Consider the following 19072-nt stretch of genomic DNA (forward strand, 5'->3'; position numbering starts at 1 on the left):
GAACGCAATTCTGATGAGCGAGGTTCTGGTTACCGGCGGCTCCGGCTTCATCGGGGCGCATGCGATCCTGCAGCTGCTGGCCGCGGGTCACCGTGTCCGCGCGACCTTGCGCAGTCCCGATCGGCAAAGCGAGGTTTTGACAATGCTCCGGCGCGGCGGGGCGACCGACACCGGGCCGCTGTCGTTTCATGCCGCAGATCTCACCTCGGACGAGGGCTGGGCGGCGGCGGTCGATGGGTGCAACTATGTTCTGCACGTCGCCTCGCCACTGCCGGCCTCCGTGCCCAAGGATGAGGATGAGCTCATCGTGCCGGCCCGCGAGGGCACCTTGCGGGTGCTGCGGGCGGCGCGCGATGCCGGTGTCAGGCGCGTGGTGGTGACCTCATCCTTCGCCGCGATCGGCTACGGCCACGAGGGGCGGCGCCGGCCGTTTGACGAGACCGACTGGAGCCGGCTCGATGGTCCGGGCATTCAACCCTATCCTAAGTCCAAGACCCTCGCCGAGCGCGCGGCCTGGGAGTTCATCGCCCGCGAGGGCGGCGCGCTGGAGCTTGCAACGATCAATCCGGTCGCCGTGCTCGGCCCTGTCCTGGGCCCGGATTTCTCGACCTCCATCGCGATGGTGCAGGCGCTGCTGGCCGGCCAGGCCCCCGCCGTGCCTCGCATCAGCTTTGGCCTCGTCGACGTGCGCGATGTCGCCGACCTGCATCTGCGGGCGATGACAGACCCGGCCGCCAAGGGCGAGCGCTTCCTGGCGATGGCGGGCCGGAGCGTCTCGCTACTGGAAATCGCGCAAGTCCTGCGCGCGCGGATGGGCGTCGGCGGGCGACGGGTGCCACGGCATGAGCTGCCTGACTGGCTGGCGCGCCTGCTCGGCGTGGTGGTGCCGCAGCTACGCGCCGTGCAGCCGCTGCTTGGGCGTTATTGCGAGGCGAGCGCCGACAAGGCGCGGCGTCTGCTCGGCTGGAGTCCACGCTCCAACGAGGACGCGATCGTCGCCACTGCGGAAAGTCTGCTCGAACTCGGTATCGTGAAACGTGAAATCGGTTGAACGAGCCGCTTGCGCCGCGGCCGCGCCGTCTCAAATTGTTGATGAAGCTGAGATGGGAGTCCAAAACTCGTTTATAAACAATCCGTTCACCATAGATCCTGCGATGCCGGTTCGGGCCGCGGGCCAGGGGAGTTGAAGGGCCATGGGAGCAGACGAGATCCTTGCCGCTGCGCGACTGATCGTGGATGCCCGCAAGCAGCGGGCGCCCCTGGGGGCTCTGCCGCCTCAGCTTCGGCCGAAGGATGAAGCGGCCGGCTATGATATCCAGCGCGAAGTCCATTGGCTGCTCGCCGAGCAGGCCGGTGACTTCGCCGGCTACAAGATCGGCTGCACCAGCAAGGTGATGCAGGACTATCTTGGCATTCCGCATCCCTGTTCCGGCGGAGTGTTCGCGTCCGGTATTCACCAGACAGGTGTCGAACTGCGCACGGCCGACTTCGTCCGCGTGGGCGTCGAATGCGAGATCGCCGTGCGACTCGAGCACGACCTGCCGCCGTTGGACGCGCCGTTCACCATGGATCGGGTCATCGAGGCGATCGGCGACTGTCATGCGGCGATCGAGATCGTCGACGACCGTTATGTGCAATGGCAGACGCTGGGAGCGCCGACGCTGGTCGCCGACGATTTCTTTGCTGCCGGCTGTGTCCTCGGCCCGGCGCTCCCACGCGCTGCCGTGGCGGACCTGGCCGCTGTGCAGGGCCGTGCCATCGTCAACGGCACCCTGGTCGGCGAGGGCACAGGCGCGGATGTGCTGGGACATCCGGTCCATGCGCTGGCCTGGCTTGCCAATCATCTCGCCGCGGGTGGTGACGGGCTCGAGGCCGGGCAGCTCGTCCTGACCGGCAGCCTGGTCAAGACGATCTGGCTGGGCGCGGGCGACCGGGTACGGATGGAGCTGGACGGCCTCGGCGTGGTCGAGGCCGCGTTCGTGTGAGCCGAGGTGGCGCTGGAACGCTTTGAGCTGGCGTCCATCAGCTCGGGTGTGACAACTAAAACGAACACGGCCTCCGGCAGGGGAGCTACCGGAGGCCGCGTATACATCACCCGCCGCGCCTAGGTTCGCATAGGGCAATGTGGGAGCTCGTTTTCAGAGAAGGGCGGCGGCTGCGGGGTCATGCGCCATGACCCATATCGCGCTCGGCCAATCCCTTGTCCGACCCTCCCGCCTGGGGAGGGATTTCGGTCGTGTGTCCTGGTCCTCGTTTCGATTTGCGCCTTGCGAGGTCATCGCATGGGCGGCTTCCAGTGCGACCGGGCGGCGCTCCGCCCGGTCCTTGATGCTGAGGTTTGCCTCAGAACGGCAGCAGGATGTCCATGACCTGCTGGCCGTAGCGCGGCTGCTGGATGTCGGTGATCTGGCCGCGGCCGCCGTAGGAGATGCGGGCCTGGGCGATCTTGGTGGAGTCGATGGTGTTGTCGCTCTGGATGTCCTCGGGGCGGACGATGCCGGCCACGATCAGCTCGCGGATCTCGTAGTTGACCCGGATCTCCTGCTTGCCTTCGACGACGAGGTTGCCGTTCGGCAGCACCTGGGTCACGACCGCGGCGACGCTGGTGGTCAGGGACTCCGACCGCTGGATGGTGCCCTTGCCGTCGGAGGACGAGGTGCCGTCGGCGGTCAGGATGCGGCCGGGCAGCACCTTCTGCGCCTGCACGCCGAGCGTCTTCGCGCCGATGAAGTCGGTGATGCCCGAATCCTCCTTGTTGGTGCGGCTGCGCTGGGTTTCGTTGGCGAAATTGGCCTTGTCGGAGATGCTGACCGTGACGGTCAGGAGGTCGCCGACCTGACGGGCGCGCTGGTCCTTGAAGAAGGCGCGCGAGCCGTTACGCCATAGCGAGTTCGGCGCGTAGGACACGGTCTCGGGTTTCGGCATCGGCATCTGTACCGGCTTGTAGCCCGGCTGCGTGGTCGGATTGTCGATCTCCGTCAGCTTCGGCCGCTCGCCGATCTGGCTGAGACGGTCGATCGAGGAGCATCCGCCGGCGATCGACAGCACCGCGAAGGAGACCGAGATCAGCGCGACCCGGCGCAGGCTCGATGCGCCCCGATCATCAAACTTGAACTTCGACATGAAACTTACTCGGCTTTCGGGGTGGCGGAGGTGGGAAGGCGGCTGGCGACGGCCACGGGCGCGGCGATGTCCGCTTCGGAGGTCTGCGCCGGCTTGGCGACGGCGATGTCGACGGAGACCTGGCCGCGACCCGAGACGCGGCCGGTCACGGTGCGCTTGGACTGCAGATTGAGCACGCTGACGACATCGCCTTCGGTGCCCGACTCCAGCGCCTTGCCGCGCGTGGTGAGATAGATGCCGGCGGTCTGGAAGATCAGCGTGACCGCCTGGTCGCGCTGCACGAGGTCGGGCTTGGCGAGGTCGGTGGTCTTGAGCGCCTGGCCCGCGCGCGCCGGGCGGCGCATCTGCATGCCCACCGCGAGCTCGCGCGAGGCGGGTTCGCCGCCGCCGAGCTCGGCACGCGGCCGTCGCTCGGTCTGCAGGTCGCCGGAGCGGATCATCTCGTTGCGATCGATGTTGCGGGTCAGCACCACGGCCTCGACGGTCTCGATCGCCGTGCCGGTGTAGCGCAGCTTGGTCGTACCAGCGCCATTGGCCTGGCCGAGCTCCAAGGTGATGTCGAAGCGGCCGCTGCGTGGGTCGAACCGGACGCTGGTCGGCGCCAGCGTGCCCGACATCGACGCCTCGAATTTGAGGTCCTGCACCGGCTGGTCGAAGCTGATGCTGAGGTTCGCGGCATCGCCAAGGCCGTTGCGGTGATCGAGCGCCTGGGCCACCGCCGCGCCGATCTCCTTGGCATCGACGGCGCGCGCCAGCCGCGTGACCGCGACCTCCTTGATGTCGCGGACCTCGACGCCGATCACCTGGTGGGTGCGCAGGGTCGCGATCACCTGCGCGGCCGGCAGCACGCCGGTGGTGCCGAGGTCGGGCGCGCGGTAGACGGCGATGTTGGCCGCGACGCCCGCATTGTCGATCAGGTCGCCGACGCGAACGATGTCGCCGGTGACGTTCACGGTGGAGCGCAGCACGGGCGCCTTGATCTGGTCGTCGGCCTCGCCGGCCAGCGCCGAGAGCGCAGTCGAGGCGAGCAGGGCAGCCGCAAGAAGGAAGGGACGGACGGTACGGGTCATGACGGTGATCTCCCTTCGAACCTCAGCGGAACAGCGCCGTGGTCGACTGCAGCATCTGGTCCGCGGCCGAGATGACCTTCGCGTTCATCTCGTAGGCGCGCTGCGCGGCGATCAGCTCGCTCATCTCGCTGACGACGTCGACATTGGCCTGCTCCAGGCTGCCCTGGGTGATGCTGCCGAGACCGTCCTGGTTGGCGACGCCGTCCTGCGGCGGCCCGGAGGAGGGGGTGTCGGTGAACTGGTTGTTGCCGACCGGCTGCAGGCCGGCCTTGTTGATGAAGCGCGTGATCTGGAGCTGGCCGATGATGTTCGAGGTGGTCGAGCCCGGCAGCGTCACCGAGACCTGGCCCTGCGCGTTGACCGTGATGCCCGAGGCGTTCTGCGGGATCGTGATGGTCGGCTGCACCGGGTTGCCCTGGGCGGTGACGATGCGGCCCTGATTGTCCATCTGGAAGGTGCCGTCGCGGGTGTACTGGAAGGTGCCGTCGGGCATCAGCACCTTGAAGAAGCCCTCGCCCGAGATCGCGAGGTCGAGGTCGTTGCCGGTCTGCGACAGCGTGCCCTGGGTCATCGAGCGCGGCGTGCCGACGGTCTTGACGCCGCCGCCGATGTCGATGCCGACGGGCAGGATCGTGCCCTGGTCCGACGACTGCGCGCCGACGCGGCGCATGTGCTCGTAGATCAGGTCCTGGAACGCCACCGTCTGCTTCTTGAAGCCGGTGGTGCGGAGGTTGGCGATGTTGTTGGAGATCACCTGAACGTTGAGTTCCTGTGCCGCCATTCCGGTCGCAGCGGTGTGAAGCGCCTGCATGTCACGTCTCCTTCAAGATCTGTCAGGCCGGAACGTCGGCGAGTTTCTCGATCGCGTTCTTGCGCAGGTCGCTCTGGACCTGCAGCATGTTGGCGACCTGGGTGTAGGCACGCATCACTTCGACCATCTTGCTCATCTCGCCGACCGCGCTGACGTTCGACTTCTCGATGTAGCCCTGCTGCACGGTCGACTTGGTGTCCTGCTGCGCGGTGGCGCCGGCGGCGGCGGCGTAGAGGTTGTTGCCCTGCTTCTGCGCGGCCTGCGGATCGGCGAAGTTGACGATGCGCAGCTTGCCGCGGATCGAGTCGGTGCGGTTGAGGCCCTCGACCACCGTCACGGTGCCGTCGGGCGAGATGTTGATGTCGTGGTCGGTCTGCTGGAACACGATCGGACCGCCGGTGCCGAGCACGAGGTCACCGGCGGCGGTGACGAGCTGGCCGAGGTTGTTCATGTGCAGATTGCCATCGCGGGTGTAGCGCTCGCCGGCCGCGGTCTGCACCGTCAGGAAGCCGTCGCCCGTGACGGCGACGTCGAGCGCGTTGCCGGTGCGCTGCATCGAGCCCTGCGAGAAGTCGCGATAGGTGCCGCGGTCCTGGACATAGGACACCCTGCGGGCGGCGCCCGGAAAATTGTCCTCATGCGCGCCGGAGGAGAGATACTCCTCGAACAGCTGCTGATCGGCCTTGAAGCCGTTGGTGTTGACGTTGGCGACGTTGTTGGCAACGACGTCGAGTTGTCGCTCCAGCACCATCTGCCGCGACAATCCGATGAGAAGCGCATTCTCCACCGGTCGATCTCCCCTCTTAACGAATCCCGTTCGCGGCACCTCTCCCAAGGCGGTCTCGACCGGGTCTTCCAGAACCGTTCAGCTCTCCCAAGCCGGCGGGTTCGCAAGGGGTACAGCGAAAGCCGTGCCAACTCTGAAACTATCGATAAATCAACGGTTTGTATTTCAGTGCGGGTTCGGAACACCCGGCAATAACGTCTCGCTAACCATAATTGCCCGGCAAGTTTTTCCCACCGCCTCGGCAAAAGAAAGCTTCCGTTAACCATTGTTACCGTAGCGTTCCCTCAACAAAGCGCAGATGCGCTGGGAGCGTTGGTTTCGCGTCATTAAGCTTTCTGGCGGCATCGGCTCGATTTTCCGGAAGGATCCGAAAGCTATGGCCGAGAACGAAGCCGGAGCAGGCGAAGGCGAGGAGCGAGCAGGCTCGCCGAAGAGCAAGCTCAAGCTGATCATCATGGTCGTCGGCGCGCTGGCGCTGCTCGGCGTCGGCGGTGCGGCCTATTTCTTCTTCTTCAGCCACAAGAACGACGAGCATCACGCCGAGGCGGCGCCGCCGCCGAAGCCGCCGGCCTTCGTCGAGGTGCCGGACCTTCTCGTCAACCTGGTCGGCAATCCCGGTGACCGCGTCCAATATCTGAAAGTGAAGATCGTGCTCGAGGTGAAGGAGGAGAAGCAGGTCGAGACGATCAAGCCGACGCTTCCGCGCGTCACCGACATCTTCCAGACGTATTTGCGCGAGCTCCGGCCGAGCGACCTCAACGGCTCGGCGGGCCTGTTCCGGCTCAAGGAGGAGCTCACCAAGCGGGTCAACGTCGCGCTGGCGCCCAACCAGGTCAACGCGGTGTTGTTCAAGGAAATCGTGGTCCAGTAAGGCAAAGAAGCGCAACGATCATGGCTGGCAACGATCAAGTCGACCAAGATGCGATAGCCGCGCAATGGGAAGCCTCGCTCGACTCGGAGGATCCCACAGAGGCCGCGGAAGCCGCAGCAGCCAACGAACTCACCGAATCGATGGCCCTGCAATGGGCCGCGATGGTCGAGGACGGCAGCCGCGATTTCGGCGCCACCAAGAACGGCGGCGAGCGGGTGCTGTCGCAGGAGGAGATCGACAACCTCCTCGGCTTCACCGCCGGCGAGGTCAGTCTCGACGACCATTCCGGCATTCGCGCGATCATCGATTCGGCGATGGTCTCCTACGAGCGTCTGCCGATGCTCGAAATCGTCTTCGACCGCCTGGTGCGGCTGATGACGACGTCCTTGCGCAACTTCACCTCCGACAACGTCGAGGTCTCGCTCGACCGCATCACCTCGGTGCGCTTCGGCGACTACATGAACTCGATCCCGCTGCCCGCCGTGCTCAGCGTGTTCAAGGCGGAGGAGTGGGAGAATTTCGGGCTCGCCACCGTCGACTCGACCCTGATCTATTCGATCATCGACGTGCTGCTCGGCGGCCGCCGCGGCAACACCCAGCTCCGCGTCGAGGGCCGCCCCTACACGACGATCGAGACCAACCTGGTCAAGCGCCTGATCGAGGTGGTGCTGAGCGATGCCGAGCAGGCGTTCCGGCCGCTGTCGCCGGTGCGCTTCACCATCGACCGGCTCGAGACCAACCCGCGCTTCGCCGCGATCAGCCGGCCCGCCAACGCCGCGATCCTGGTGAAGCTGCGGATCGACATGGAAGACCGCGGCGGCAACATCGAGCTGCTGCTGCCCTACGCGACCATCGAGCCGATCCGGCCGGTGCTGTTGCAGATGTTCATGGGTGAGAAGTTCGGCCGCGATCCCGTCTGGGAAGGCCACTTCGCCACCGAGATCACCAAGGCCGAGATCGCCGTCGACGCCGTGCTCTACGAGGCCGACGTGCCGCTGAAGCAGCTCATGAAGCTGAAGGTCGGCGACACCCTGCCGCTCGACATCCGTCCCGATGCGCTGGTCGCGGTCCGCTGCGGCAGCACCATGCTGACGGAGGGGCGGATGGGGCGGGTCGGAGACCGCGTCGCGATCCGTGTCACCAAGAATTTGCGCAAGCCGAATACGACGCTTGCGATGTTCGAAGGCGCCGAAGGCCAGAACAAGTTGATGGAGGCCCAATGAACCACTCCCTCGGATTGATCATCGAAAGCCTGGTGGCGGTCCTATTGGTGCTGACCATCGGCTATTGCATGCTGCTGAATTCCAGGCTGAAGCGGCTGAAGGCCGACGAGCATTCGCTCAAGGCCGTGATCGCTGAGCTGATCACCGCGACCGAGATCGCCGAGCGCGCGATCGGCGGCCTCAAGCTCGCGGTGCGTGACGTCAACGACAATCTCGGCAATCAGCTCGCCGCCGCGACGCAGATGTCCGACCAGTTGCGCAAGCAGCTCGCCGAGAGCGACGGCGTGGTGCGCCGCCTGTCGCGCATCGCCAGCGCCGCGCGACCCATCACCTCGCCTGACGCCGCGCCCGAGCCGGCGCCGGCGCCAGCGCCTGTGCCGGCGATCACGACCGAGCCGGTGCGCGTCTCCGGTGCCAAGGCGGTTGCCGCCGCGGCCCAGGCATTCTCCGAACGTCGAAGGACTGGTGGCCTTGCCGCATGAATGCGTTTCGTAACATCCGCGTCATTCCCGTCGTCCTGATCGCGGTGGCCTGCCTCGCGGTCCTGAAGGTGGCCGGCCTGGTGATCGATGGCGGCTACGTTTTCGACTACGACCCTCACCCGACCAAGCGGTCCTGGGCTCAGGAGAACCTCGGCTATCCAGGCCGCGAGGACAATGACATCGTCACCGGCTCCACGCACGGCGCGCCGAAGGAGAAGAAGGAGGAGGCGCCCAAGCCCGCCGCTCCGGACACCAAGCCCGAGGGCGTCGTGATCAAGCCCGAGGAGAACCAGCAGCAGGTGTCGCCGGCGGAGAAGGCGATCCTCGAGCGGCTGCAGTCGCGCCGCCAGGAGCTCGACGCGCGCGCGCGCGAGATCGACATCCGCGAGAGCCTGTTGCGCGCCGCCGAGCAGCGCATCCAGTCCAAGACCGAGGAGATGAAGGCGATCGAGGGCCGCATCTCCGGCGCGCAGGCCGCCAAGACCGAGGCCGACAACGCCCGCTTCAAGAGCATCGTCACGATGTACGAGGGCATGAAGCCGAAGGACGCCGCCAAGGTGTTCGACCGGCTCGAGATGTCGGTGCTGATCGAGATCGCCTCGCAGATCGCGCCACGCAAGATGTCCGACATTCTCGGCCTGATGACGCCGGAGGCGGCCGAACGGCTCACGGTCGAGCTCGCCCGCCGGGCCGGCGCCGAACGGCCCGAGGCGAGCGCCGAGCTGCCGAAGATCGAGGGCAAGATCGTGCCCGTGAAGAGCAATTGAGCCGCATGTTTAATGCGCCCTTAAACGCCGGCACCTAGATTTGCGGCATGGCGGGGCAGGCGTATCCGTCAAGTTGCGGATGTCGAACCGGAAGCTTGTGACCATGGCGCGCACGACTCCCATTGGATTGCGGTCGAAGGCCCGCGCACGGGCGCGCGCCGGCCTCGCGCTGCTGTCGGCCATCGTCATCGGCCTGGTGCTGTCCACGGTCGCGGCGGGCGCTGCACCGGTGCCGGGCGAGGCGAGCCTGTCGGCTCAGGACGGCTATGCGCGGCTGGTGCTGAAATTCGCCGAGGACGTCAGCGCCGACGTCACCACCGCCGGCTCGATTCTGCTGATCAGGTTCGATCGCCCCGCCACCGTTCCGATCGACCGCTGGGTCGATGCGGCGCCCGACTACATCTCGTCGGCCCGCGGCGACCCCGACGGCTCGGCGCTGCGGCTGTCGCTGTCGCGCAAGGTCCGCGTCAACACCATGACCGCGGGCGAGCGCGTCTTCATCGACCTGTTGCCCGACAGCTGGACCGGCCCGCCGCCGCCGCTGCCGGCCGAGGTCGTGCGCGAGCTCGCCGAGCGCGCGCGCGCCGCCGAGAAGGCGCTGCGGCTGCAGCGCGCCGAGGCGGAATCGAAGAAGCGGCCGCCGATCCGCGTGCGCGCGCTGGTGCAGCCGACCTTCGTGCGCTTCGTGTTCGAGATCCCCGACGGCGTCGGCATCTCCTCGGTGCTCAACGACCAGAAGCTGTCGCTGTTCTTCACCGCGCCGCTGTCCTTCGATCTCGCCGACGCCAAGATCGTTTCGCCGCCCAACGTCGCCGCGATCAACCAGCGCATCGACGGCAGCAGGACCGTCGTCGAGATCGGCCTGATCGGCGAGGTCGACGTTCGCGCCTTCCGCGAGGAGAAGAACTACAACATCGACGTCGCCTATCAGCAGCCGGACAAGAAGGTTTCCGCAGTCTCCTCGGACACGCTGCCGGGCGCCAAGGCGGCCGCGGCCGAGAAACCCAACGGCAGCAAGCCCAATGGTGACAAGCCGAAGCAGGCTGCGCAGCCGGAGATCGTGCCGCCGACCTCCGACACCATCGCCAAGGAGATGAAGACGGAGGCCAAGCCGGCGCCTGCGGTCGCGGCGCCAGCCACGGAGCCCGCGGCCGAGCCTGCGCCGTCGGCAGCTGCTGCTGCCGCGCCGGCCGCCGCGAAGGCCGAAGCCGCGCCCGAGCTTCCCAAGCCTGAAGCTGCTGCGCCTGAAGCTGTCAAATCCGAGGCGGCCAAATCCGAACCGGCGAAGCCCGAGGCGATGAAGCCGGAGGCCGGCAAAGCCGAAGCCGCCAAGCCCGTCGAGAGCAAGTCGGCCGAAGCCAAGGCTGTAGAGGCCAAGTCGGCCGAAACCAAGTCGGCCGAAACCAAGCCTGCCGAAACCAAGCCGGCCGAGAAGGCAGCCAATGGAGCCGCCACCCTGGAGGCCTTGCGCGACAGCGAGGGCCTGCGGCTCACCTTCGGCTTCGGCCAGGTCACGCCGGCGGCGCTGTTCCGCCGCGGCGATACGGTATGGATGGTGTTCGATTCGACCAAGCCCGTCGACGTCGAGCCCATCCGCGCGAAGGGCGGCGCCATCATCGGCGAGGTCAACAGGATGCCGCTCGATAACGGGCAGGCGATCCGGATCCGGCTCAACCGCCCGCAGATGCATTCGCTCGGCAGCGATGATGGCGGGCGCAGCTGGACGCTGTCGTTCGCCGACAAGGGCCAGGCCAATCAGCAGCCGCTGATGGTGATGCGCAACGTCACCGATCCCGCGCTTGCCAATGTGATGGTGCCGCTCGCCAATCCCGGAGCCGGCATGCTGCACCGCCTGACCGACCCGGATGCCGGCGACACGCTGCTGGTCGTGACGGCGCCGCCGCCGATCCGGGGCTTCATCAAGCGCCAGGATTTCGTCGATCTGTCGCTGCTCGATTCCATCCACGGCATCGCCGTGCGTCCGAATTCGGATGACATCGCCGTCGAGATCGCGCCTGACAAGGTGATCCTGGGCCGGCCGGGCGGGCTGACGCTGTCGTCGATCGGCTTTTCGCCGGAACGGGCGCCGACCGCTGTCAGGCCGATGTTCGACATCGACGAATGGCAGCAGAACCAGACCCAGCCGTTCGTGCCGCGCGAGGATCTCCTGATCAAGGCCGCGGCCAACGCCGAGCCGGAGCGGCGGGCGCAGACGCGGCTGGCGCTGGCGCGCTTCTACATGGCGCGAGCGATGTATCCGGAAGCGCGCGGTGTCACCAATCTGATGATCTCCGACGCCGATCCGCGCACCGACGAGACCGCCATGCTGATGATCCACGCGGTGGCAAGCATCCTGATGGGCCGGCCGGACCAGGGCCTCAAGGATCTCGCCACGCCGTCGATCGGAAACAATTTCGACTCCCAGATGTGGAAGGGCCTCGCTTTCGCCCGGCAGGGCAAGTTTGCGGACGCGCGCGAGAAGCTGAAGAACGTCGAGTTCGCCATCGCCTCGCTGCCGCTCGACCTGCAGCGCATCGTGATCGCGGATGCGATGAAGTCGGCGCTCGAGATCAAGGATTTCGCCGGTGCCGCCAAGCGGCGCGCCGAGATCGACGTGATCGGCGTGCCCGCGGACATGAAGCCCGACATCGCCGTGCTGCGCGGCCGGCTCGCCGAGGCGATGGCGCAGGAGAAGGACGCGCTCGACGACTATCGCTTCGCCGTGAACTCCGACGACCGCCCGGCAGCCGCCGAGGCCAAGCTGCTGGAGATCAAGCTCCTGCAGAAGCGCGGCGAGATCAAGCCGTCCGACGCGCTGAAGGAGCTGGAGACCTTGCAGGCGATCTGGCGCGGCGATGCGATCGAGGTGCAGACGTTGCAGATGATGGCGCAGCTCTATGAGGAGGCCGGGCGCTACGCGGACTCGCTCGAGGCCGCGCGCCAGGCCACCCGCCTGATGCCCAACTCCGACTTGGCGCGGCAGGCCCAGGATGCAGCCTCCCGCCTGTTCTCGCAGCTGTTCCTGAGCGGCAAGGCCGACGAGCTTCCGCCGGTCGATGCGCTCAGCATCTTCTACGGGTTTCGCGAGCTGACTCCGATCGGCCGCCGCGGCGACGAGATGATCCGCAAGCTCGCCGACCGCCTGGTCGGCATCGACCTGCTCGACCAGGCCGCCGAGCTTCTGCAATACCAGGTCGACCATCGCCTCGAAGGTGCGGCGCGCGCCCAGGTCGCCGCGCGTCTCGCCATGGTCTACCTCACCAACCGCAAGCCGGACCGTGCCATCGAGGCGCTGCGCACCACCCGCATCGCCGATCTCGCGGGCGAGCTGCGCCAGCAGCGGCTGCTCTTGGAGGCGCGCGCCAACAGCGACATCGGTCGTTACGACCTCGGGCTGGATATCATCAGCAACATCGGCGGCCGCGAGGCGATCCGGCTGCGCTCCGACATCTACTGGGCGTCGCGGCGCTGGCGCGAGGCGTCCGAGCAGATCGAGCTCTACTACGGCGATCGCTGGCGCGATTTCCGCCCGCTCAATCCGGCCGAGCGCGGCGACATCCTGCGCGCCGTGGTCGGCTATGCGCTCGCCGACGACGCCATCGGCCTCGCCCGCTTCCGCGAGAAATATGCGCCGCTGATGACCGGCGAGGCGGACAAGATCGCGTTCGACGTCGCCAGCAAGCCGGCGAGCGGCTCCAGCGCCGAATTCGCCCAGATCGCGAAGATGGCGGCGAGCGTCGATACGCTGGACGGCTTCCTTCGCGACATGCGCGCGCGCTTCCCGGATGCCACCGGCAAAGGACCGGACGGCGGCAAGGATGCTGCGAAGGCCCCGTCGGAGGCGACCGGCGCCCTGCCGCGCATCCAGGGTGTCAAGCAGGCGATCGCCGGCCGTTGATCTCAGCGCAGAGCGGGAGATCCAATCAGATGACCAAGCCGGCCAGGGAAAGCTACTTCCCCTCACCCTGAGGGCCTGCCGTCGGCGGGCGTCTCGAAGGGCGGGGCCCGGATCGGGCGCCATGGTTCTTCTTACCCGCCATAGCTCTGCACCAGGCTGCCTGCCACCAGCGACCAGCCGTCGACCAGCACGAAGAAGATCAGCTTGAACGGCAGCGACACCACGACCGGCGGCAGCATCATCATGCCCATCGACATCAAGACCGAGGCGACCACGAGGTCGATGATCAGGAACGGCAGAAACAGCAGGAAGCCGATCTCGAAGGCGCGCTTCAGCTCGGAGATCATGAAGGCCGGCACCAGGATGCGCAGCGACAACTCGTCGGGCGTCGCCGGCGGCGGCTCGCCGGAGAGGTCCATGAACAGCTTCAGGTCCTTCTCTCGCACGTTCTTCTGCATGAAGCCGCGCAGCGGCACCGAGGCGCGCTGCAGCGCGTCCTCAACGCCGATCTGGTTCTCGACCAGCGGCCGGATGCCGTCATCATAGGATTTCTGCAGCACCGGGCCCATCACGAAGGCCGTGAGGAACATCGCGAGCGCGATGATGACCGAGTTGGGCGGCGCGGTCGCTGTGCCCATCGCCGTGCGCAGCAGCGACAGCACGACCACGATGCGCGTGAACGACGTCATCATGATCAGGATCGACGGCGCGATCGACAGCACCGTGAGCAGCGCGATCAGTTGGACCGCGCGTTCAGTGACGCCGCCGCCACCACCGCCGCCGAGATTGATGCTGATGTCCTGCGCAGCAGCAGGTCCCGCCAGTAAACCGGCGGCAGTCAGAACAGCGATGAAGACAACTCTACGCGGGGGAAGCAGCGATCTCACTGCGACGACTTCGGACGTCCGAGCAGCGAGGCCATCTCGTCCTCCAGATTCTCGAAGCTGGTCTTGACCGGCGCGGCTTGCGCCGGAGCCGGCTCGTTGCGCGCGGCCGCCCGGAGCGCCGGGGGACCCGAGGCCGGAGCAGCCGACGGATCGGCTGACGGACGCCGCAGCGCGGCCTCGAGCCGTTGCGCCATCTCGGCCAGATTGGCTTCGGCGCTCGAATCGGCCGCTGCGGGCGGCGGGGCAGCCGGGGGCGGTGGCGGCGGCATCTGGGCCACCGGCGGCAGCGGCGGCGCCGCCACGCGTTCGACGCGCTCGGCTGCGCGCTCAGCATTCCGCACCGGCGGCAGCCGGGGCCCCTCGGAAGCGCGCGGCGCCTCGGCCTGGCGTTGCGGCTCGGCGGGGCGCAGCGGGCGTGGCATTCCCGGCTCGCCGCGGATCACCCGCTCAGGGCGGGGCTCCAGGCGGGCTTCGTCTCCGCCGCGCGGTTCTCCACGGACGTCCGCCCGGAGGTCCTGGCGGGGATCGGGACGGCGCGGAGGGAGCGGTGGTTCCGGCGGGAATGCCGGTGCCGGCTCACGCCGCTCTGCGGCAGCCGGCGCCGTGCGGCGAACCTCATCGATGAACGACGGCCGCATCGGGCGCTGCGGCGGCTCCGGCATCTGCAGCTCGGCAGGCTCGGCGGCCTCGGTCTTCGGCTCGTTGTCGGCCCAGGACGGCGCATCCGGCAGTGGCGCAATGCGCGCCGCCGGCGGCTCGGCATTGATGCCCGGCCGCTGCGGCAATTGCTCGCGCGCCGGCATGGCGCGCACGATGTTGGACTCGACCACGATGTCGGTGGGCCCGCCGATCATCAGAAGATGCTCTATGTTGTCACGGCGCACGAGCACGAGACGGCGGCGGCCATCGACGGCGGCGGCATCGATCACGGCGAGCCGGGGCATGCGGCCGCGATTCGGGTTGGTGCCGAGACGATTCCCCGCGAATCGACGAACCAGCCACGCGGCGAGGCCGATCAGCGCCAGCACCGCTACGAATGCAAAAAAGAACGTCAGTGCCTGCATCTCTGTCCCCGGCAAATACCGCGTCCTTTCGAAGTCTCTCGTCTGTCCAACGCATCGCCGGCAGCGAACGGAGCTTCAGAACCGGAACCAACCTGTTAACGCATGACGGCAGGAACTGCCGCTCGGCCTCTTAATAACCCATGAATCGGCCGGGCCAAAACGACTTCTTGGCGAGCCGTGCCGTCCCGGAATGATGCATCGGTCGGCCGGGAGCCCGGCACTTTCCTAAGAAATCGTCAAAACACCGGGATCATCCCGGGGGTCGCCGCACCGTTTCTTAACTCCCTGTTAACCATATGCACGGCAATTTCTACCTACCCAAACCGTCCGGTAGTCGGACACAACCGAGCAGCGCCATGTCCATCAACGATATCCCCGTGTTGTCGGCGTTGCGGACCAAGATGCAATGGCATCAGGAGCGCCAGCGCGTGCTGTCCGAGAACGTGTCCAATTCGGATACGCCCAACTTCAAGCCGAAGGATCTGGTTGAGCCGAAGTTCGATTCAACCGGCCAGGCGGTCGGCGGCTTTGCGCCGCTGTCGCTGACCCGGACCAGCACCGCGCACATCGCACCGTCGTCGGGCGAGAGCGCGAGCTTCGACCAGAACCGCAAGGTCGGATTTCAGACGAGGCCCGCCGGCAACGCGGTGAGCCTCGAAGAGGAGATGCTGAAGGTCTCCGCCAACCAGATGGACTACGCCGCGGCGACCTCGCTGTACGGCAAGAGCCTGCATCTGTTGAAGACGGCGATCGGCAAGGGCTGAGCTCGGGTTTAAGGACGGAGACCGACAAGCATGGCAAACGACTCCAGCGATTTCCTGCGCTCGATGAGCATCGCGACCTCCGGCCTGCGTGCGCAGGCGGGACGTATGCGCGTCATTTCCGAGAACATCGCCAATGCCGATTCGACCGCCGCCAAGGCAGGTGGCGATCCGTATCGCCGCAAGGTCCCGACATTCACCTCGGCGCTCGACCGTGCGCTCGACGCCAAGGTGGTGGCGCTCGGCAAGGTGGTGCCCGATCAATCGTCGTTCCGCGTCAAATACGACCCCAGTAACCCGGCCGCGGACGCGTCCGGCAATGTCAAGTACCCCAACGTCAATCCGCTCATCGAGATGACCGACATGCGTGATGCACAGCGGTCCTACGAGGCGAATTTGAACATCATCGGCGCCACGCGCCGCATGATCCAGCGCACACTCGACATTCTGAAGACCTAGGACAGGAACGAAAGTCATGGCCTCCCCAATCTCCGCAGCGAATGCCTATGCGAATTCCGCCCGCGTGCTCGACGCCGGCGGCTCGAGCGGTGCCTTCGGCAGCCTTGGGCGCGTGCGCGACGTGCTCGGTAGCGGCAACGGCGCCGACAAGGGTGGTCCGTCATTCAGCGCGGTGCTGAAGGACGCGATCGGCAGCGTGATGGAGGCCGGACGCAAGTCCGACAGTCAGGCGGTCGCGATGGCCGCGGGCAAGGCAAACGTCATGGATGTCGTCACGGCGGTCGCCGAAACCGACGTCGCGGTGTCGACGCTGGTGTCGGTGCGCGACCGTGTGATCCAGGCCTATGAAGACGTGATGAAGATGACGATCTAGGCGCAGCTCGCAACGCTTCAGGCCGTCACGTGCCTGATGCGCCCAGGGGATTTGCCGTCTGCCGCGACTGCGCGCGATGCGCGCTGAGACGGGGGCCGGACCGGAGCCGATCGACAGTGAGGAACGACAGGACATGACGGGAGCTGAAACGCTCGATGTGGCGCGCGATGCGATCTGGACCATCGTGCTGGTGTCGTCGCCGCTGATGGTGGTCGGCCTCGTGGTCGGCGTGGTCGTCTCGCTGTTCCAGGCGCTCACGCAGATCCAGGAGCAGACGCTGGTGTTCGTGCCGAAGATCATCGCGATCTTCGTGACGCTGCTGCTGGCGCTGCCGTTCATGGCCGATGCGCTGCATTCGCACATGATGCGGATCTCGTCGCGAATCATCGGCGGATGAGGCAATGTCCGGGGCGGCAGGGCAGGCCTGCGTGAGGGCGCTGCGAGCGGTCGCAAGGAGCAGTGCGGGGGGCGCTGCTGCTTTCGGCCGTGCGCGGTCAGTCTTTCGGGCGAGCTCTTCGCAGGCTGACTCGTCTGAGGCTGTCTATTCGCAGGTTGTCTCTTCAAAGACCGCCGTGCCGCACCAGCATGCGGTCGAAAGGGCCGTGACGGCGGACGATGCGCATCGATATTTCCTTCCTTCCGGCGCTGGCCGCCGTGTTCATGCTGGCCTTCGCGCGCGTGGGCGCGATGGTGATGCTGTTGCCGGGCCTCGGCGAGGTCAACATCCCCGTCCGCATCAAGCTCGCGACCGCGCTGCTGCTCACGATGATCGTGCTGCCGCTGCACCGTCAGGCCTATCAGGTCGATTTGCAGGCGTTGTCGCCGCTGCTGGTGATGATGGTGCACGAGATCGTGATCGGCATCGTGCTCGGCGCGACGGCGCGGGTGACGCTGTCGGCGCTGCAGGTCGCGGGCTCCGTGATCGCGCAGCAGATGGGGCTCGGCTTCGTCACCGCGGTGGATCCGACGCAGGGACAGCAGGGCGTCCTGATCGGCAACTTCCTCACCATGCTCGGCGTGACCCTGCTGTTCTCGACCGACAGCCATCACCTGGTGATCGCCGCGCTCAGCGACAGCTACAAGATCTTCGCGCCCGGCGAATTGATCCCGAGCGGCGACGTCGCCTCGCTGGCGACCAAGGCGTTTGCCGCGGCCTTCAAGATCGGCCTGCAATTGTCGGCGCCGTTCCTGGTGTTCGGTCTGGTCTTCAACATCGGGCTCGGCGTCTTGGCGCGGCTGATGCCGCAGATGCAGGTCTATTTCGTCGGCGCGCCGCTCTCGATCCTGATCGGCTTCCTGATCTTCGCGCTGGTCCTGACCGCGATGATGGGAACGTTTCTCGGCTATTTCGAAGGCGTCATGCACGAGATGATGCCGCGGTGAGGGGCCTGACCGATGGCCGATGAAGCCGATTCCGAAGACAAAACAGAAGACCCGACGCAAAAACGGCTCGATCAGGCGCTCGAACGCGGCGACGTCGTCAAGAGCCAGGAGCTCAACACCTGGTTCGTGATCGCCTCCGCGACGTTGGTGATGTCGACCTTCTCGGGCTCGATCGGCACCGCGGTGCTGGTGCCGATGCGCAACCTGATCGCCAATTCCTGGATGATCCAGACCGACGGCGCCGGCCTGCTGTCGCTGGCGCGCGGCCTGTCGTTCGCCGTGATCGCGGCGATCGGCGTGCCGATCCTGATGGTGATGCTGGCGGCGATCGCCGGCAACATGATGCAGCATCGCCTGGTCTGGTCGGGCGAGCCGATGAAGCCGAGCCTGAGCAAGATCTCGCCGCTGGCCGGCGCCAAGCGGCTGTTCGGCAAGCAGGCCGCGGCCAATTTCGCCAAGGGCCTGTTCAAGCTCGTGCTGCTCGGCACGGTCATGGTCATGATCCTGTGGCCGGAGCGGCTGCGCCTGGAATCGCTGCTGCATATGGACATCGGCGAGCTGCTCGGCGTCACGATCTCGCTGACGACGCATCTGATGGGCTCGGTGGTCGCGCTGCTCGCCCTGGTCGCGATCGGCGACTACCTGTTCCAGTACCGGCAATGGTACGAGCGCCAGAAGATGTCGGTGCAGGAGATGAAGGAGGAGTTCAAGCAGTCGGAAGGCGACCCGCACGTCAAGGGACGCATCCGGCAGATCCGCCAGCAGCGCATGAAGAAGCGCATGATGGCCGCGGTTCCCAAGGCGTCCGTGATCATCACCAACCCGACGCACTACTCGGTCGCGCTGTCCTACGAGCGCGGCATGTCGGCACCGGTCTGCGTCGCCAAGGGCGTCGACAACATCGCCTTCAAGATCCGGGAGGTCGCCAAGGCGCACGACATCCCGATCGTCGAGAACGTGCCGCTGGCGCGCGCGCTCTATGCCACGGTCGAGATCGACGAGGAGATCCCGGTGGAACATTATCACGCGGTTGCTGAGATCATCGGCTACGTGATGGGGCTGCGGCGCAACCTCTCGGGGCGCCCGCAATGACAACCGAGCAGGTCCCCGGAC

General features: G+C 66.7%; 19 protein-coding genes. 13 read left to right on the forward strand and 6 right to left on the reverse strand.

All coding sequences use genetic code 11. From position 1 onward, the window contains the following. The first annotated feature begins 13 nt into the window (after positions 1-13). Positions 14-1051 carry an SDR family oxidoreductase gene (locus ACQR1X_RS23905; protein ID WP_434899696.1) on the forward strand — a complete coding sequence of 346 codons (1038 nt, stop codon included), beginning with the start codon at positions 14-16 and terminating at the stop codon, positions 1049-1051. 142 nt (positions 1052-1193) lie between these two features. Next, complete coding sequence (locus ACQR1X_RS23910; RefSeq protein WP_434899697.1) at positions 1194-1985, forward strand: 2-keto-4-pentenoate hydratase; 792 nt, start codon at positions 1194-1196, stop codon at positions 1983-1985. A gap of 358 nt (positions 1986-2343) precedes the next feature. Here ACQR1X_RS23910 and flgH read toward each other — a convergent pair whose 3' ends face one another. From flgH to flgF, 4 genes are read right to left on the reverse strand one after another with little or no spacing between them, the layout of a single operon-like run. Next, positions 2344-3123, reverse strand: a complete 780-nt coding sequence (gene flgH, locus ACQR1X_RS23915) for a flagellar basal body L-ring protein FlgH (protein WP_315804298.1) — start codon at positions 3121-3123, stop codon at positions 2344-2346. A 5-nt stretch (positions 3124-3128) separates the two neighbouring features. Continuing rightward, the gene (gene flgA, locus ACQR1X_RS23920; RefSeq protein WP_316180435.1) at positions 3129-4193 is read right to left on the reverse strand and encodes a flagellar basal body P-ring formation chaperone FlgA; all 1065 of its coding nucleotides are present in this window, start codon (positions 4191-4193) and stop codon (positions 3129-3131) included. Positions 4194-4215: 22 nt separating this feature from the next. Then, entirely contained in the window at positions 4216-5004 is a 789-nt protein-coding gene (gene flgG, locus ACQR1X_RS23925; RefSeq protein WP_315804296.1) for a flagellar basal-body rod protein FlgG, read from the reverse strand. A gap of 22 nt (positions 5005-5026) precedes the next feature. Continuing rightward, positions 5027-5791 carry a flagellar basal-body rod protein FlgF gene (flgF, locus tag ACQR1X_RS23930; protein ID WP_316238734.1) on the reverse strand — a complete coding sequence of 255 codons (765 nt, stop codon included), beginning with the start codon at positions 5789-5791 and terminating at the stop codon, positions 5027-5029. 376 nt (positions 5792-6167) lie between these two features. On the opposite strand from flgF, the gene fliL reads away from it, so the two are divergent. The 5 genes from fliL (at position 6168) to ACQR1X_RS23955 (ending at position 13032) form a co-directional block, all read left to right on the forward strand. Further along, positions 6168-6662: a flagellar basal body-associated protein FliL gene (gene fliL / locus ACQR1X_RS23935; RefSeq protein WP_434899698.1), complete on the forward strand. Its 495-nt coding sequence runs from the start codon at positions 6168-6170 to the stop codon at positions 6660-6662. A 20-nt stretch (positions 6663-6682) separates the two neighbouring features. Next, a complete protein-coding gene (gene fliM / locus ACQR1X_RS23940) occupies positions 6683-7885 on the forward strand; it encodes a flagellar motor switch protein FliM (RefSeq protein ID WP_315804293.1) in 1203 nt (400 codons plus the stop codon). After that, a complete protein-coding gene (locus ACQR1X_RS23945) occupies positions 7882-8367 on the forward strand; it encodes a DUF6468 domain-containing protein (protein WP_434848764.1) in 486 nt (161 codons plus the stop codon). Before fliM ends, ACQR1X_RS23945 begins: the two co-directional genes overlap by 4 nt. Further along, positions 8364-9134, forward strand: a complete 771-nt coding sequence (locus tag ACQR1X_RS23950) for a flagellar protein FlbB (protein WP_315804291.1) — start codon at positions 8364-8366, stop codon at positions 9132-9134. Before ACQR1X_RS23945 ends, ACQR1X_RS23950 begins: the two co-directional genes overlap by 4 nt. A gap of 103 nt (positions 9135-9237) precedes the next feature. Continuing rightward, positions 9238-13032 (forward strand): tetratricopeptide repeat protein, encoded by a 3795-nt coding sequence (locus tag ACQR1X_RS23955; RefSeq protein WP_434899699.1) that lies wholly within the window; start codon positions 9238-9240, stop codon positions 13030-13032. Positions 13033-13163: 131 nt separating this feature from the next. Here the strand turns inward: ACQR1X_RS23955 and fliP are convergent, their stop codons facing one another. Continuing rightward, positions 13164-13919, reverse strand: a complete 756-nt coding sequence (gene fliP / locus ACQR1X_RS23960) for a flagellar type III secretion system pore protein FliP (RefSeq protein ID WP_316238731.1) — start codon at positions 13917-13919, stop codon at positions 13164-13166. After that, on the reverse strand, positions 13916-14983 hold the full coding sequence (locus tag ACQR1X_RS23965) for a flagellar biosynthetic protein FliO (RefSeq protein ID WP_315804288.1): 1068 nt from the start codon (positions 14981-14983) through the stop codon (positions 13916-13918). Before ACQR1X_RS23965 ends, fliP begins: the two co-directional genes overlap by 4 nt. Before the next feature lie 356 nt (positions 14984-15339). On the opposite strand from ACQR1X_RS23965, the gene flgB reads away from it, so the two are divergent. The 6 genes from flgB to flhB all read left to right on the forward strand — a co-directional run bounded on the left by flgB (position 15340) and on the right by flhB (position 19051). Then, positions 15340-15747, forward strand: coding sequence for a flagellar basal body rod protein FlgB (gene flgB, locus ACQR1X_RS23970; RefSeq protein WP_315804287.1), 408 nt, complete (start codon positions 15340-15342; stop codon positions 15745-15747). Positions 15748-15777: 30 nt separating this feature from the next. Next, on the forward strand, positions 15778-16203 hold the full coding sequence (flgC, locus tag ACQR1X_RS23975; RefSeq protein WP_315716023.1) for a flagellar basal body rod protein FlgC: 426 nt from the start codon (positions 15778-15780) through the stop codon (positions 16201-16203). 16 nt (positions 16204-16219) lie between these two features. Further along, the gene (gene fliE / locus ACQR1X_RS23980) at positions 16220-16576 is read left to right on the forward strand and encodes a flagellar hook-basal body complex protein FliE (protein ID WP_315738761.1); all 357 of its coding nucleotides are present in this window, start codon (positions 16220-16222) and stop codon (positions 16574-16576) included. A gap of 133 nt (positions 16577-16709) precedes the next feature. Next, complete coding sequence (gene fliQ, locus ACQR1X_RS23985) at positions 16710-16973, forward strand: flagellar biosynthesis protein FliQ (RefSeq protein WP_008965881.1); 264 nt, start codon at positions 16710-16712, stop codon at positions 16971-16973. Between the two features lie 218 nt (positions 16974-17191). After that, positions 17192-17959 (forward strand): flagellar biosynthetic protein FliR, encoded by a 768-nt coding sequence (gene fliR / locus ACQR1X_RS23990; RefSeq protein WP_315716025.1) that lies wholly within the window; start codon positions 17192-17194, stop codon positions 17957-17959. A 12-nt stretch (positions 17960-17971) separates the two neighbouring features. Beyond that, positions 17972-19051 carry a flagellar biosynthesis protein FlhB gene (gene flhB, locus ACQR1X_RS23995; protein WP_434848770.1) on the forward strand — a complete coding sequence of 360 codons (1080 nt, stop codon included), beginning with the start codon at positions 17972-17974 and terminating at the stop codon, positions 19049-19051. Positions 19052-19072: the final 21 nt, after the last annotated feature.

The sequence above is a fragment of the Bradyrhizobium sp. HKCCYLRH3073 genome, assembly GCF_051167995.1.
Taxonomy (GTDB): domain Bacteria; phylum Pseudomonadota; class Alphaproteobacteria; order Rhizobiales; family Xanthobacteraceae; genus Bradyrhizobium.